We start from the raw sequence: 15,044 nt of genomic DNA, 5'->3' as shown, positions 1-15,044 counted from the left end.
CGCAGAGCGCAGCAGCGTTACCTGTGGCACTGCCCTTCTGGTGGCCGGCGACCCTCGCAATCTTGTCACTGACAGTGACAGACCGGGCATTCAACCGAAGCTCAGCCGGCTGCTTACCCGAGCCCACGAGGCTCTGGCAGTCGGGCCGCTGCAATCGCCGTCATTCACTGGACATGTTCTGCCTGTCAGGGGCGCCGGCCGGCACGGCCGCGAGATCGTCACCCGCGCCTGCGTAGCGTGGAAGTTGGTGCAGCACATCGATGTGGCGAAGGTGATAGTTTCCGAACTAATCAGCCACACTGTGAGCCATGCATCGACGATGATGAGCGTTACGGCCCTCTTGTATCGAGAAACCGTATACCTCTGGGTCCGCGGCGGCACTCGATGGGACGTCACCCCAACCTTCGACACGGCAACCAACCTCAGTCTGCTGATCTTGCATGCAGTGGCCGATCATTGGGGCGTCATGGACGACCATAACGACACCGTGATCTGGGCTGCCCTACCTGTACGATGACAAGCAGCCTGACTGCTCATACGAGGCCACCCGACGTCGCCGCCACTTGACCGTTCTTTCCTGACCAGGACCGCCCAGGAGGTCCGCTAGTACGGCGGAAGGCTTCGGACATCCTCGAATCGAAGGATCCGCTCCCACTTACTATTGCTACTTCGGTGCAAGCAGATCGCCGATAGCACTGTTGATCAGGGATGCCGAGCTGCCCTTACCTAGTACTCCAGCCGTAGATCGTTATGAGTGTCGGAGTTGTTGCTGGTAGTGGCTGAGTTCGGCGCGGTGTTGGTGGCGGCGTCGCCAGGTCGACAGGTGTCGGGGCAGGCGATGCGGCGGGCTGGTTCGATGACGTGAATGACGAGCAGACGCCGGACTTCGTTGCAGGTCAACGCGATCAGCCCGTCTGGGCGCGTGGTGCGGCGCTGACTGGCAGTGGTGATCGCTAGCGGGGCGTAAGCGAGCATCGCGAAGATTGTCCAGCGGCGCCAGGGCTGCCAGCGGCGGTGCTGGTGCTAGTCGAGGCCGGCCAGGCCCTTGCCGGCTTGGAAGGTTTCCTCGACGCCAGCAGCGGCCGGCCACGGTGACCAGGACACGCGGGGGCATCGGCGCCGGGGCGTAACAGCGGTAGAACGCCAGCTCACCGTGACGGCGATGGCGGCGGATCAACAGCCACCAGCAGCCGGTGGCCGTGGTGTCGGGCGGCGAGCTCAGGGCGAGCAGCGCCCAGTCGTAGATCCGATCGCTTTTCGCGCCGCGGCCGCAGGACAGAGGCTGCCAGGCCTGTGCGGGCAGAGAAGCTGGGATCTGGTCAGCGCGCCAGGTGCCCAGGTCGGTGGTGACCCGCCGGTCGCAGCCAACGGCCAGGACATAGCCGATCCGGCGGTCTTCCAGCTCGCTGCGCAGCCGCGGGTCAGCGCCGTAGACCTCGTCCGCGGCGACCCAGGACGCCGGAACACCCGCGTCCAAGGCGCGGCCGATCATCGTCGTGGCAGCTGCGGTTTCGTCGCGAACTCGGTCTCGGCGGGCGCTCCGGCCGCGGCGCAGCGTTCGGTGTCGATGGTCCAGGACTTCGGCAGGTCGATCTCCCGGTCGAGCATCGCGTGCCCGTGCCGGCTGGCATAGGTCAGATAGACCGCTACCTGCGCGTTCTCGACCCGCCCAGCGGTTCCCGTGCATTGCCGCTGCACCCCGACCGTATGCGTGCCTTTCTTCACGTCCCCCGTCTCGTCGCCGACCAGCACCGCGTCCACGTCGCCAGGGTGTTCCACGACGTAATCGCGGAGTCCGTCGGTGTCGATGCTGGCCCGGTTGAGCAGGTGTTGCATCCCGTCCGGACTGCTGTCACCGGCGTGTTCGGCAATCGTCCAGCAGGTCTTGCGCGGCAGATCGACCAGCAACCCGAGCAGCAGACCACGAGCCCGCCGCCGGGTTTCCACCCGGGCGAAACGACCCGCGATCCGGCTCAGCAGCCCATCGACTGCCGCCGCTAACACAGGTTCTATGCTGTGGCCCGCGGCCACCGTTTGATCCTCGGAAGTCCACACAACCGACGATGATTATGCGCTGGCCGCTCTGCATCCGGGACCGCCACGCAGAGACCACGATCTACGGCTGGAGCACTAGGGCGCGTTGCGCATGTGACACCACGCAGTTCAGCTGCTGAGCTCTTCCGCCTGGCCCTTATATGGTAGACCTGTGGCAGCCACGCCAAAAACCGCCAAGATTCACCCCGCCGACGCCCGAGACAGGCAGCGACTTCACAATCACGGCCATCAGAACAGCCGATAGTATCTATTCTAACCCTGCCGAATTATATTGGAACAGATCCGTCAGTTCGCAGATGGTTAGTATCTGGTGAGCGTTTTCGTGCGCTTGGCTGATTTCGAGCCGGCTGCCTTGGCTTGCGGCGATGTCATGGCACTCAAGCAGCGCTCGAACCCCGGCACAACTCAAGAAATTCAGCTCGCTGAGGTCAAGCGCGACACGGCCGGCATTGCTACCCGACAGCAACATTATAATTTGATTCCGCATCTGATCGCTGTTGTCGAGGTCGACCTCGCCCGCCACCGCGATGACCGTCGAGGCGGCGGTTCCGTCTCGAAGCCGAACCACCAAAGGCGACTTACTGCTGATGGCGCTTGAGCCCATGAGGATCCCCGATCCATGATCGCCTCGCTGGACCCGCATGCGGCTGCAGAGCGGGTGCCGAGAAGACGACCTCCTAGGTCGGGAACTCGACGCACTTCTGTGCCTGCACGTTACGCCCACACGCAAGCGGGGGCTAGCGCAGGACTATGTTTAGGCAAGGTGAACACCGCCAGTCGAACCCACCCCCGGGAACGGAGGCGCGGGTCCAATACTCGTCGGACAGAACAGCAGAACCAACGGGCCCGAATCAGACCGTCGCGCCCGGTGCTCGCCCGAACATGGCAGGTATGACCGAACAAAAACGCGAGCTGATCTCAGGTCGCTGGTCAGATCGAAGCCCCAGGCCAGGCTACCCTGTCGCTCAACCGGGTATGGCAGGGCTGCGCGGGCGTCAGCCACACCACGAAGCAGTGATAGATCGTCGCCCTGGGCACATTGTGGGCGAGGCGGCAGAAACGAACTCAAACCTTGCGCGTCAACGGGTGCTAGAAACGTAGAGCCGGTCACGGCCGGCGCGTTTGGCCGCATACAGGGCAGCATCCGCGCGAGCCAGCAATTCCTCGGCTGTCTCGCTGCCGTTCCACTGGGCGGCACCGGCCGAGAAAGTCTGTCCGAGCGGGGTCGCAGACTGCAGCCGTTCGATGATGCGGTCAGCGTCAGCTAACCGGGCCTGATCCAAGATGACGCCGAACTCTTCGCCGCCGTAGCGAGCCAGTAGATCTTCTGGACGTATGTGTGCTTTCCATGCGACTGCGGCGATGGTGAGCAGTTCGTCGCCGCCTTGGTGGCCGTGTTCGTCGTTGTATCGCTTGAAGTGGTCTAGATCGATTATGGCAACGACCACGGGAGCGTCGTGGCGGCGGGCGGCGGCGACGCGTCGGTGCAGTTCCAAATTCCACGCACGGCGGTTGGGCAGCGCGGTAAGCGCGTCGATGTGGGCGACCGCCTCGAGCTGACGGGCTTTGTCGTGCAGCTGGCTGATCAGGTCGACCATTCGCAAAGCCAGTAGGGCGAAGAGGGTGACGCAGCCGACGCCTGCCGCCAGCCAGTCGACCCGGCCATGCTGCAGCACGCCTTGGGCGATGAGCAGAATTGGAGCGCCCATGCAGGCCAGGTTGACCAGCAGAACACGGCGCGGCGTCATATCGGCCACTGGGCGCAGCGGCTGCCTGGCAAGAGCACACATCGATGGGTGGATCGCGGCGCCGACCATGAGCAGGGCCGCCAGCGATATGACCGGCTGCAGGTCGGACGCGTTGAATCCCCAGAGCGGGTAAAGCAGTGTGGTCAGATGGGCGGTGGTCTGCAGTAATAATGAGACGCTGATCTGCCAGAAGGCGGCGTTGTGTACGCCTTGGGAGATGAAGAAGCGGATGAGCACGCTGAGCAGCAGTAGATCGCCGAAAGGCAACAACACGGTCCGCGGGCTACCCGGCAGTACGGCGTTCAGCCGCATGATGGGCGTGATGACGAGCAGCCAGCAGGCTAGTGCAAGCCCGACACTGATCATCGCCGTGTCCAGGAGTCCGGCGCGGTCGCGCCGCCACGATGCGCCTCGTGTAACAAGCAGCAATGCTGCAGCTTCGATGGGATAAACGCTCATGAGCGCCGCGAATGCCAGTGTGTCGGCGCCGCTCCACGAGATTGCTATTCCGGCGGCGGTTATGGCACCGGCGGAGGCCAGTAGGAGCCAGGGCCAGCGTGGCCGGGGCCGATTAAGCACGACGCCAGCCAAGATCCCGACGGTGAACAGCAACGGCATGGCGAGCGTCATGACGTCGGCTACCCAGCCGTCACGGCCTACGACCGTTTGCCCACCGCAGAACAGTACGGTTGCGCCGAGCCACAGCAGCCAGAGTCGGACCATGGCGATCTTGCGGTGTGCTCCGCACCCGGCTTCTGCCGCACCCGACGCAGCGGCACGGAAGACCGTTACGTCTACCGGGTGGGCACGGTGGTCGTTTCTGACCAATGACGGCGTCATTGATATTTCCTCAAGTCATACTGTCTATCTCATCAATGTTTCTTCAGCGGTGGAGCGCATCCATCCGGCGTCCGACAATCTACTCTGCTGTGGGCGATCTCCGGAGTGCCGGACCGGTCTGATTTAAAGAATTATTGACACTTTCGGGGCACTTATCCCGATCATTGAATCAAGACTTCCCTCAGCCACCACCGGCGAGACGGACGAACGGCAGAACCGCCTCGCCGGCACGGTCACCGAGGACCGCAACCGAGCAGCCATCGATTAAATATCTGCCTGAATCTGAATTATGCACGTCAGCATGGGATCAGTCTCTGCAAAACGCGCATAGCCCCTCGCAGGAAGCGAAGATGTAGCGCGGATCGAGAACTCCGCTCTTCGCTGATTGGCCACTTTTCGTTTTTGCCACATGTGACGTACAGGGCTGCGAACCGTTTCGGATTCTTCGCAGAACCGCTGCTGGAGCCGAGGCACAACCTTTCGCCCCCAAGATCGTTGATCTTGTGTACCCATCGACGATGCGAGGGCTGGCACACGGCTGCGCTGCCCGTTGGCCGGAGGGCCGGATGCGGATTGAGCTTGACACTGATGATCTTGACGTTGCCTGCCGCGCACTGACTGATGCCTATGAAGGTCTCCGCTTGGCCGTCGCCGGCGATTGTCATCGCCTGCGACTTGTTCGAGGCAGACTCGGGCCGGTCGAGCTGCGGCGGACGACTTTCACCATGGCGGTGACCGGCGAAGGTCAGCCGATCTGCCGGCTCGGCTTCGCCCGGTTGCGACGTGGCAGCGTGGCCCATGCCGAGGGTGGCGGTTTCACCGGACACGAAGCCGGTGACGTCTTTCTCATTGCTCAACCGGATGAACCGTACAAAGTTATGGCCGATGCGCCGGACGTCGAAACGGTGTTCATCGATCAAGCCCTGCTGGCAGAAGTAAGCGATTCTCGTTCGAGCTGTAAGCCGGAACCGGTGCGGTTCACAGGCCGACTACCCGTTTCACGGCGGGCCGCCGGTCTATGGAGGAATGCACATGCACATGTGCGTGACATCGTTGTGGACCAGTCGGCGGCTGACCAACCGTTGCTGGCCGGTGCAGCGGTGCGGATGTTAGCCGCCACCGCGCTGTCGGTATTTCCGAATACCGGTTTGCGGCAGCCGACGGTCGTGGACTCTCGCGACGCGCATTCTGCTGCGCTTGCCCGCGCCCTGCTGTTCGTGGATGACAACGCCCATCGCGACATTAGCGAGGCTGATATCGCCGGTGCCGCCCGGGTGTCGATCCGGAGTTTGAGGCTGGCTTTCGAACGTCATCCTGGTGTCACCGTGGCCGACCATCTACGTCGTGTCCGGCTGGCCCTCGCTCACCGTGACCTGTCTGCCGCCGATCCCACTGTGACGACGGTTGCGGCGATTGCGGCACGCTGGGGGTTCGCGGACGAACACAAGTTCGACCTTCTGCACCGCATGGCCTACGGCGTAGCACCTGACGCAGTAATTCCTCATGACTGACCCAGGCGAAAGCGCGCATCGAATGCGCTCACACGGGTCGGCGTCTCTCACCAGGAACGAGATCCGGACCCACGACTACGACGCTACGGTCGCGACCCTCAGGGGATTGGTGGCACACCGACCTCGCATCAGCACCACCACCGGCGGCGTGGATTTCTGGATCCGGTCAGCCCACTACGGCAGCTTCCGCGCCGACCTCGTGCGGGCCGAAGGCCTTCGCTACACGGCTGCGGCGGACCCGATTCAGCACATAGTCGGCGGTGTGGTCGTTAAAGGCCGGGGTATGCAGCGGACATCTTCGCGGGAATACTCAGTCGTCGCTGGCGACGCCTACTTGTGTCCGCTGGACGTACCCTTCGATGGCGAACACGAGGACGCCGAATTCGCGGTCGTCAGCTTGCCGCTGAGCGTTGCAGGGATGATGGCGGAAGCAGCCTCGGGTTCGCCGGCGGATCGGTTCACGTTCCATGACATGGCCCCGGTGTCACCGGCGATGGGCCGCCACTGGAGCAGCACCCTGTCGTTCGTGCATCGACAATTGGCAACGCCTGATCTTGTCCTTCCTACGCTTCTGGTTGACCATCTGGTCGAGCTTGTTGCTTCTGCCACCGTCGCCACGTTCCCTAACACGGCGATGACCGTGGCTCACCCGTCCAGCGATGGCTATGTCTCGCCTGCTACGGTCCGGCGGGCCGTGGACTTCATAGAGGCCCACGCCGACCAGTCGCTGACCGTCGCCGACGTTGCTGCGGCGGCCAGTGTGGGCCCTCGCGCCATTCAGGCCGCATTCCGGCGTACTTTCGACATGACGCCGATGGGATACGTCCGCCAGGTTCGCCTTGCGCATGCGCACAACGAGCTGTCGGTGGCCGACCCCTCTGGTGACGTCACTGTTACCGACATTGCCCGCGGCTGGGGATTCAGCAATGTTGGCAGGTTCACAAGCCTCTACCGCGCCGAGTACGGACAGTCGCCTCGCCGGACTTTGAGGACGTAGAACGTTGCAGCGACGCATGGCGACGTTGCGCCAAGCCGCGGCCGGCGACGCATCAGCTTCGCAGTGTCTGGCTGGGCAGCTCACCGAATACCTTGCGGTACTCCCCCGCGAAGCGGCCCATCTCCGCGAATCCCCACTGACGAGCGGTGGCTGACACGGTCACACCCTGGGTGGAATCAGCCTCGCGCAGCTGACGGTACACATGCTCGAGGCGGACTCGTCGTAGCAGAGCCATGGGAGTGGTGCCAAGGTGACGGCGAAATGCCACTTGGATTGCCCGGGTACCGACACCGGAGGCCGCAGCGATGTCTGCGACATCGAGGGGCCTGTCGGCGTAGGCCTCGATGAACGCCCGCGCCCGTTTAACTATCGCCGGGGTCAGTGCACCAGCGTCTCGAGAGTCATCGGCGGTCATGAGGGTGTTCGGGAACGTCGAAAGCATCGCAGCAGCGCTTAGACGCATCAACTGGTCGAGAAGAAGCGAAGATGGCTCATCCTCGTATGACCTGAGCTGGCGACAAACCCACAGCACAACCTCCGCATAGCGCTGGCGCATCGACTGCGATACGGGTGTGAGCGCGACGAACCGCAAGTCCGCACCAGCTGACCCGGCCTTCTCCTCGGCCAATCGCGCGAGAAGCGACATCGGTACGCGCAAGCTCAGGACCGTCGGGTTGAGATACTCGGCGCTGTACGCGGCATACCCAGGATGCATGAAGGCGTCCTGGGACCTCAGGCCGACAGTTTCGCGTCCAGACCGGAGTGTGGCTTCACCGGAGACGAGGACGCCGGCCCGGACAAAACCCAGTGGCTCCCCTTCGGCCAAGTATCGGACGCCGCCGGCGGTGACGGTGTCGGAGAAGAATCCCCCGTAGGATGCTGAGTCGATGTGGAAGTGAACGGCCGCATAGTCGTCGATGGCCACCGCAGCCCGATGCGGCGTGATAGACCTGATCCGCTCAACCGCCTCTGCCGGATCCTTCGTTCTTAGAGCCGTCCGCGCGACAGCAGCCGACGTGATAGCCATAATACGAAGTTATCGTCCCTATAGAACCCGTTGCGGTCAACGGCCACCCGCTTCGGTTTCCGTACAGCTGGCCTGGCTCGTGTTCGCTTTCGGCGCACCTGTCTAGGCAGATGCGCCACGCTACGTGATCGTGAGCCACGACAGCCGGATAGCTGAGATTGGAAACGTCGTACGATAAAGGCATCCCGGCCCTGTCACGCGAACCTTGCTGTCGGGGTCGGCCGAATCAGCATTCCCGGTTGCCGCATCCCTGCAGCCCACCTCAGCTCAGCGATACGGCTGAGCCGCTGAAGACTCTGATGAAAGCGCCGCGCAGTCCGGACCTGGTGCGCTTCCGTAGTCTGGTGGCAGCCTCGACAACCAGTGAGCGTCGCCATCACCGCTCGTCTGGATCGCGCCGTAGCCGAACGAGGCGTTGAAGTCTGGGCCGATTCAACATCACGCCCGTAGGGCTATCGGGTACAGCGACCTCGATCCCCGCTCGCAACCCGGCACCGTATCGCGGCCGCGACGATCTTCGAGAAGTCGCTGTCCTGAAGGCGAGTCTGTGCTAAGGCAGGTGGCTCAGCAGTGCCCGGGTGATTTCAGCGACGGCGGGCAGGCGCTCGGAGACGACCAGCTGCGGTTGCTGTCCGGTCCGGGCGCAGACTGCGGCCCCGTGCCCGGCGGCGATGACGGCGACGGAGAATTCGTCGGAGATCGGGGTGCCCAGGACCAGCAATGATCGAGCGCGGCCGACCAGTTCCTGCAGTGAACCGCTGATACCGGGGAGGGAACCGCTGACGGAGGCGACGACCACGATGGCGGCGTCGGTTGCGACGATGTGCCGCAGGAGCACTAACGCGCTGGTGACCGCGTCGCCGCTCGCCGGTCGCGGCGTCGATTGCCGGACGGCGATTCGAAACGGGGTGCCCTCGCGCTGGTGGAAGCCTGGCCGAGGCGCCCGCAGCAGGCGGACACCGTCTTGGTCATATGCGTGGCGGGCGTGTTCGAGACGTTCCAGCCTTGTCCCCGCCGGGCACCCAGCTGGCGGGCGGTGATCAGGTCGGCTTCAGTTTCGATGCCTTCGGCAATCACCATTGCCCCGTGCGGTACGCCTCGGCATGTACTAACGCGCTGACGGAACGGATGTGGGCGGTGTCCGGTTTGCGGATCAAGCCCATATCAAGTTTGATCACTTCCGGTTCCAGGACCGGCCGGAAAGGCAGCGACATCGGGTCCACACCGACGTCATCAAGCGCAAGGCTGTTTCCCCACTGCTGCACCATGGCCGCGATCCGCAACATGCTGCCCAGTACTGCCGGTAACGCCCGCTTGGTCAACTCGAGGACTTCCCGCAAGGACAACCCGTCGCGCACCAGCTCGATCAGCCGAGGTGACAGTGGCTGGTTCAGCATTCCGGGATCGGCGTTGACGAACACCAACGTTGGGGTTATCAGTGCTGCGATCGCGTATTCCAAGGCTCTCTCGCTGCACAGCAGGTCGAGCTCGCCGGTTATACCGGCGGCGAACAACCGATCCGGAAGCTCCAGCGCCGTACCCTCTGAGCCACGCGCAAGCGCCTCCCCCGGCCACCACCGCCCCGGTGTTCAAGTCCACGATCGGCCGAAATAACGGCTGTACCTGTCGCCTTGTCAGCGCATTACGCACCGCTAATGCAGTGGTAGTCAGTGCCGACGTTGACGCCGCAGCGGCAGGAGACATCGAAGCTTCTCGTATCGGAAGGCAGGCACATCGGCAGCCAGACCATCGACCAAAGAGCAACAGCCCCGGTAATAAATCAGCGGTAAGCTCGACCTCCGGACCTTGTACCACGGCTCGCCCTCGTGAACCTGTGGGCTCGCCCAGTTGACACTTTCGACGGACAGGTGAAGGTCGCCAGTCCCATAGAGGTAATCCGTCTCCGCCAGCACCCACACTCGGGCACCGGACTGCTCACGGGTTCCATGTTTGTCTCCGCAGACCGGTCAGGCGAGGTGCTTTCTCATGCAGACTCCCCCTTCACTGTTCAAAGGTTCAACCTGAAGTGAATGTCTGCTCGATTAACGTTGAAGCTGCACTGAGTCTCCGATCGGTTCGTCCGCCACGTCCCCGATTGGTTGTGACTGCCGGCAGGGTCCGGGACAGTGATGAAATCCGATCCAGGACGGTGTCTAGTGCAACCTCCAGCGGTCGGACGTCGCGATGAATCTTTGTCATAAGCAGTCCGCCCTGCAGGGCCGTGAGCAGCGCCAACGCCAAGTCGTCGGGGTTGCCGTTCAGGTTTCCGCGGCTGTACATGGCGGTGAGGCCGGCGCGGATCGCGTTCTCCCAGCGCAGGTAGCCGGAGGCGACGGCGAGCCGCGCCTCGGGATTGGTTTCCGCCGTCTGGCTGCCGAGTGTTCCGATTGGGCAGCCGCCGCGGCATTGCAGCCGTTTTTGGTTGCCCACCAGTAGGTCACGCCAAGCCCGCAGGCCACTGATGGTGTCGAGGTGATCGAGGTGTGGTGCTTGCAGGTCGAGGACGGCCCCGGTCTGGTAGTCGATCACAGCGAGCAGCAGTGCCTGTTTGTCGGCGAAGTAGTGGTAGATCTGCGAGCTGCTGGCACCCGTCGCGGCTCGCATGTCTTCCATGGTCGTGTCGCTGATGCCTTGCTCGTACATGAGTTGTGCGGCTGCTACGACGATCCGGTGGCGAGTCGCCTCGCCCTTGGCGGTGAGCCGTTTCGCTGACATGCCGCGAACTTTACCTATTTCTGGATCGGACAATCCATTTTCTGCCGACGATCGTGGACCACATCGTCTACTCGATCCGCAGGAAGGGTTTGCACGTGGGAGCTCACAGGCAAGGTTGCAGTCCTGATCGGCGCGAGAAGCCGCAGCGCCGGCGCCAACCACACTGACCGACCGCTAGGACCAGGTGTCTATCCAAAGTCGACCAGAGGCAGGCAGAACTGTTGATTCCGCAAGCGTTTCGGGATCTACTTGTCCGGTCCGTGATTCCTGAGGAGATGACCGGCGCGCTATGCAGCGAGGATGACCGCTATGGACACGACCCCGGCTCCTGTCGCCGGCGACGAACTGCCGTTCGACGTGCTCCTCCAGAACGTTCCTGGTGCTCTGCAGTGTGTCTACCAGTCTTTCGTCGACGTGGACAGCGGTTCGGTGCTCGCTTACGAGGCCTTACTGCGCGGACCGGCCGGCACCCTGTGGGAGTCCCCCCTGGCGTTGCTCGATGCCGCCCGTACGGCTGGCCGGCTCGCCGACTTGGAATGTGCATCATTGCGGGCGTCGCTCGCAGACGCGGCGTGGATGACCGGTGGCAGTCCAGTGACGTTATTCGTCAACATCGAACCTCGCACACTGACCAGAGATCTCGATGTCGTTCTCAGAGAGCTTGCCGCTCGTCCCGACCATGTCCAGGTGGTCGTGGAAATCACCGAGCGCGCGCTAGCCGAGGATCTTGCTGGAGTGCTCAAAAGCGCGGAACAGTTGCGGTCCGCAGGTTGCGGCATCGCCTTGGACGACGTGGGAGCCGAACCCGCTTCGCTGGCTTTTATCCCGTTGCTGCGTCCCGAGGTCATCAAACTTGACCTTCTGCTGCTCCGTACGATCACTGATCCGGCGGCCATCACCGTTGCCGGAGCCGTGCGTGCGTATGCCGAGGAGTCCGGCGCCGAGGTCGTTGCCGAAGGCGTGGAGACCTCGGCTGACTTAACTCGCGCACTGGTGTTGGGGGCGACGCTGGGCCAAGGGTGGCTGTGGGACCGGGGCGTTCGCCAGCTGCGGCCGACGGTGTTCGACCCGGAACGGTTCGCTGCACGCCCGGTTGTGTCGTTCCCGCACACCACGCCGTATGACCTTATCGGCACGGCTCGGAAAGCCCGCCGGGCTCCGAAAAAACTGCTAGTTCCGATGACCAAGACGCTCGAGATGATGGCCTTGCATGCTCGCGTGCCACCCGTGCTTCTGGCTGGTTTCCAGCGCGCTGAATTTTTTCGCCCATCCATTGCCCGCAGATACGCCGACCTTGCGGCGCATCTGCCGTATGTAGGTGCCTTCGGCACTGGTATGCCGACCGAGCCGGCACCGGGGGTGCGGGGAACGGCATTGAGTACTAGTGACCCCCTCACGGACGGATGGGCCATCGTCATCCTCGGCGCACACACGTCCGCGGCGTTGGTCGCCCGCGATCTCGGCGACATTGGCCCTGACGACGAACGCTCGTTCGAGTTCGTCGTAACCTACGACCGCAATCTGGTCACCATGGCCGCACACGCGATGGTCGGCCGTCTGTCTTCGTCTTGATTGTCGCCAGTCCCCTGTGGCCGCCGACGGTCTTCCACCGATCAACCTCGCATCTTGAGAAACAAACCCTGCTCGTTCGCGCCAAGGTGACGTCGCCGACCTCAGTCGCCACCGCTTGGCGCAGTACGTCACGCGAGTTCGGGCGGCCCACTGACATATGGCCTCTCATATGCAGACACCTCACCCATCAGATCCGCCGTCAGGCCGAGGTCCCACGGGACGACCCTGCCCTGCTCGAGAAGCAAACCGTCGCCGCCCGGGCAACGCGAGACTGCCAGCGTCGACGCGATCCATCAGACTATCGAGCAGGCTCGCCTCGATCATCCCTCATTTATCGTCTCGCTAGCCGTCGCCGTCAGCGTTCCCAACGCCAGACCCTTCGTCTCGTGCCCGGGCAAAACGGTCCTCTGAGTGACGTTCGAGTCCTCGCCGGCGCCGGGCAAGGGGCTCCGGACACCGGCGGTTAAGTGCAGATATCTCGGCCTGGACCCGCCGAGGATAACATCCACCAACGTGGATGGAAACTGTTTCCATTGCCCTGAAGAACGTCGATCTCGACAGTCCTGGGAAGATCTGCGGCGATTCTGCTGCTGGTAACAATTATCCGCTGGCGAGAAGTAGTCCGGCCCTGCCGTTTCCCGAACACAGGAAGCCTTAACGCTGGCTTGCGCCGGACCGGCTGCGAAGGGCTCCGAGCAGGCGATATACGAAGGGGTTCAGCAGCGCGCGCATTCCCGTACCGCCGCAGACGAGGTCGTTATACATTCCGGGGCATTGGTGGAATTACTCTGGTTCGTATCGACAGGGGCGCGGATGAAGACAGTCGACTTTCGGGGAACGTCGCGGGCTCGCGGCCCGCTCGGCCAGCTGAAGAACCTCCGTGTGGCCAGCAAGCTGCTCTTCAGCTTCGCGGCAGTCTGCGCGTTGACCGTTGTCGTCGGTGTCGCCGGGATGCTGCAAGTGCACGCTGCCAATGACCGTATGCAGGACATGTACCGGTCCAACTTGAAGGCCATCGGTTACCTCGGAGAGACAAGCACCGCCATCGCTCAGATGCGATTCCAACTCGTCAACCTGCTCATCACGCCGGACAAGGCCGGCATGGACGAGGTGCAGGAAAAAATCGATTCCCTGGACACCCAGATCGACACTCACTTCACTGAGTACAAGTCAACGGGCGTCCACGGACGCGAACGCCAGGTTTCTGCGTTCGAGCAAGCACTGGCCGGCTACCGGCAAGTGCGCGATGAACAACAAATCCCTCTCGCCCGCGCGAATAACGTATCTAAGTTTGTCACAGTACGTGCCACTATCGCGCAGCCGCTGGTCGAGGCGCTCGACGAAGCGCTGGCGCAACTGAACCAGATCGAAGATGCCACCGCGATCCAAACCCAGAACGAGTCAGACGAAGCAGCCGCCCGAGCCACCATTATGATCACAGTAATCGTCGTGGCCGCTGTGATCCTGTCGGCGACCATCATCGTCATCATCAGCAGGGCAGTGGCCAGGCCACTCGGCCGTGCTGTGACCGTCCTGGAACGGGTTGCCGAGGGCGAACTCGTCGGACGGCTCCCGGTCGACACCGCCGACGAAGTCGGGCGGATGGGCGGAGCATTGAACACAGCGCTCGACCGCATCAGCGGCGCAATGCGCGACATCGGCGGCAACGTGGACACGCTGGCCTCGTCATCGGAGGAACTCGCCGCTGTCGCGGCGCTGGTCAACCAATCGGCCGACCGATCGTCGGCGCAAGCACACACAGCCTCCGCAGCCACGGAACACATCAGCATGAACATCAGCACCATCGCTGCCGGGTCGGACGAGATTGGTGCATCCATCAGCGAAATCGCCCGCTCGACGACCAGTGCCGCCGGTGTTGCCGCCGGCGCAGTGAGGGCATCGGCCAGAGCCGGCGAGATCCTCAACAAGCTGGGCACCTCGTCCAACGAGATCGGTGAGGTAGTCAAGCTGATCACTTCCATCGCGGAGCAGACCAACTTGCTTGCCCTCAACGCCACCATCGAGGCCGCTCGAGCCGGCGAACTCGGCAAAGGCTTCGCCGTAGTCGCCGGCGAGGTCAAGGAATTGGCGCAACAGACCGCCCGCGCCACCGAGGACATCTCCACCCGGGTCTCGGCGATCCAGGACGACTCGGAGGCCGCCGTCGTAGCCATCGCAGATATCAGTCAGGTCATCGAGCAAATCAATATGACGCAGTCGGCGATCGCCGCGGCTGTCGAGCAACAGACTGCGACAACTAGCGAGATGAGCCGCAACGTGAATGAAGTTGCAACCGGCTCATCTCAGATCAGTGAAAGCGTGGCCGCCGTCGCCGCAGCCGCGGCCGAAACCACCAGTGCCGCCGCCAACACCGCACAAACCTCAAACGACCTTGCCCGTGTGGCCGGCGCCCTCCAGAGCAGCCTCTCTCGGTTCACCTACTAGATCGAGAGGCTTGACATAACGAGCAGCGGTATCTCGGATGGACTCGGCGCACGAACCAACATGGCGGACGGAGCGCGAGCATGGCAAGAATCGCAGGCGCCGATGTGCTGGCCCAGGACGAGGCCACCTCGGTG

9 protein-coding genes and 3 pseudogenes are annotated in these 15,044 nt (G+C 63.1%); 5 read left to right on the top strand and 7 right to left on the bottom strand.

The genetic code is table 11. The features are described 5' to 3' along the window. A pseudogene (locus OWR29_RS47860) lies at positions 1 to 517 on the top strand (hypothetical protein); the annotation flags it as partial. A 231-nt stretch (positions 518 to 748) separates the two neighbouring features. Here OWR29_RS47860 and OWR29_RS48380 read toward each other — a convergent pair. The 3 genes and pseudogenes from OWR29_RS48380 to OWR29_RS47845 all read right to left on the bottom strand — a co-directional run bounded on the left by OWR29_RS48380 (position 749) and on the right by OWR29_RS47845 (position 4,643). Then, positions 749 to 2,031: pseudogene (locus tag OWR29_RS48380) on the bottom strand (IS701 family transposase). Positions 2,032 to 2,302: 271 nt separating this feature from the next. After that, a complete protein-coding gene (locus tag OWR29_RS48240; protein ID WP_498371643.1) occupies positions 2,303 to 2,659 on the bottom strand; it encodes an STAS domain-containing protein in 357 nt (118 codons plus the stop codon). Between the two features lie 475 nt (positions 2,660 to 3,134). After that, complete coding sequence (locus OWR29_RS47845) at positions 3,135 to 4,643, bottom strand: GGDEF domain-containing protein (RefSeq protein ID WP_267570377.1); 1,509 nt, start codon at positions 4,641 to 4,643, stop codon at positions 3,135 to 3,137. A gap of 566 nt (positions 4,644 to 5,209) precedes the next feature. Here OWR29_RS47845 and OWR29_RS47840 point away from each other — a divergent pair. After that, entirely contained in the window at positions 5,210 to 6,154 is a 945-nt protein-coding gene (locus OWR29_RS47840; RefSeq protein WP_267570376.1) for a helix-turn-helix transcriptional regulator, read from the top strand. 148 nt (positions 6,155 to 6,302) lie between these two features. Further along, positions 6,303 to 7,151 (top strand): AraC family transcriptional regulator, encoded by an 849-nt coding sequence (locus OWR29_RS47835; protein ID WP_267570375.1) that lies wholly within the window; start codon positions 6,303 to 6,305, stop codon positions 7,149 to 7,151. 52 nt (positions 7,152 to 7,203) lie between these two features. Here OWR29_RS47835 and OWR29_RS47830 read toward each other — a convergent pair whose 3' ends face one another. The 4 genes and pseudogenes from OWR29_RS47830 to OWR29_RS47815 form a co-directional block, all read right to left on the bottom strand. Further along, positions 7,204 to 8,178 carry a helix-turn-helix transcriptional regulator gene (locus tag OWR29_RS47830; protein WP_267570374.1) on the bottom strand — a complete coding sequence of 325 codons (975 nt, stop codon included), beginning with the start codon at positions 8,176 to 8,178 and terminating at the stop codon, positions 7,204 to 7,206. Between the two features lie 550 nt (positions 8,179 to 8,728). Then, positions 8,729 to 9,016: a hypothetical protein gene (locus OWR29_RS47825; protein WP_267570373.1), complete on the bottom strand. Its 288-nt coding sequence runs from the start codon at positions 9,014 to 9,016 to the stop codon at positions 8,729 to 8,731. Positions 9,017 to 9,251: 235 nt separating this feature from the next. Continuing rightward, positions 9,252 to 9,731 (bottom strand): annotated as a pseudogene (locus OWR29_RS47820) (EAL domain-containing protein); the annotation flags it as partial. A 463-nt stretch (positions 9,732 to 10,194) separates the two neighbouring features. After that, on the bottom strand, positions 10,195 to 10,893 hold the full coding sequence (locus OWR29_RS47815) for a TetR/AcrR family transcriptional regulator (protein WP_267570371.1): 699 nt from the start codon (positions 10,891 to 10,893) through the stop codon (positions 10,195 to 10,197). A 309-nt stretch (positions 10,894 to 11,202) separates the two neighbouring features. Here OWR29_RS47815 and OWR29_RS47810 point away from each other — a divergent pair, with 309 nt between their 5' ends. Together OWR29_RS47810 and OWR29_RS47805 are read left to right on the top strand one after the other, a co-directional pair. Next, positions 11,203 to 12,465 carry a sensor domain-containing phosphodiesterase gene (locus OWR29_RS47810; protein ID WP_267570370.1) on the top strand — a complete coding sequence of 421 codons (1,263 nt, stop codon included), beginning with the start codon at positions 11,203 to 11,205 and terminating at the stop codon, positions 12,463 to 12,465. A gap of 813 nt (positions 12,466 to 13,278) precedes the next feature. Next, positions 13,279 to 14,910 carry a methyl-accepting chemotaxis protein gene (locus OWR29_RS47805; protein WP_267570369.1) on the top strand — a complete coding sequence of 544 codons (1,632 nt, stop codon included), beginning with the start codon at positions 13,279 to 13,281 and terminating at the stop codon, positions 14,908 to 14,910. Positions 14,911 to 15,044: the final 134 nt, after the last annotated feature.

Source organism: Paractinoplanes pyxinae (assembly GCF_026626335.1).
Lineage (GTDB): Bacteria > Actinomycetota > Actinomycetes > Mycobacteriales > Micromonosporaceae > Actinoplanes > Actinoplanes pyxinae.
This window is presented reverse-complemented; position numbering and strand designations above follow the sequence as displayed.

Excerpts from the sequence above, each read along its gene's own strand:
- OWR29_RS48240 (WP_498371643.1), bottom strand. The coding sequence starts at position 2,659 with ATGGGCTCAAGCGCCATCAGCAGTAAGTCGCCTTTGGTGGTTCGGCTT.
- OWR29_RS47845 (WP_267570377.1), bottom strand. The coding sequence starts at position 4,643 with ATGACGCCGTCATTGGTCAGAAACGACCACCGTGCCCACCCGGTAGAC.
- OWR29_RS47840 (WP_267570376.1), top strand. The coding sequence starts at position 5,210 with ATGCGGATTGAGCTTGACACTGATGATCTTGACGTTGCCTGCCGCGCA.
- OWR29_RS47830 (WP_267570374.1), bottom strand. The coding sequence starts at position 8,178 with ATGGCTATCACGTCGGCTGCTGTCGCGCGGACGGCTCTAAGAACGAAG.
- OWR29_RS47815 (WP_267570371.1), bottom strand. The coding sequence starts at position 10,893 with ATGTCAGCGAAACGGCTCACCGCCAAGGGCGAGGCGACTCGCCACCGG.
- OWR29_RS47810 (WP_267570370.1), top strand. The coding sequence starts at position 11,203 with ATGGACACGACCCCGGCTCCTGTCGCCGGCGACGAACTGCCGTTCGAC.
- OWR29_RS47805 (WP_267570369.1), top strand. The coding sequence starts at position 13,279 with ATGAAGACAGTCGACTTTCGGGGAACGTCGCGGGCTCGCGGCCCGCTC.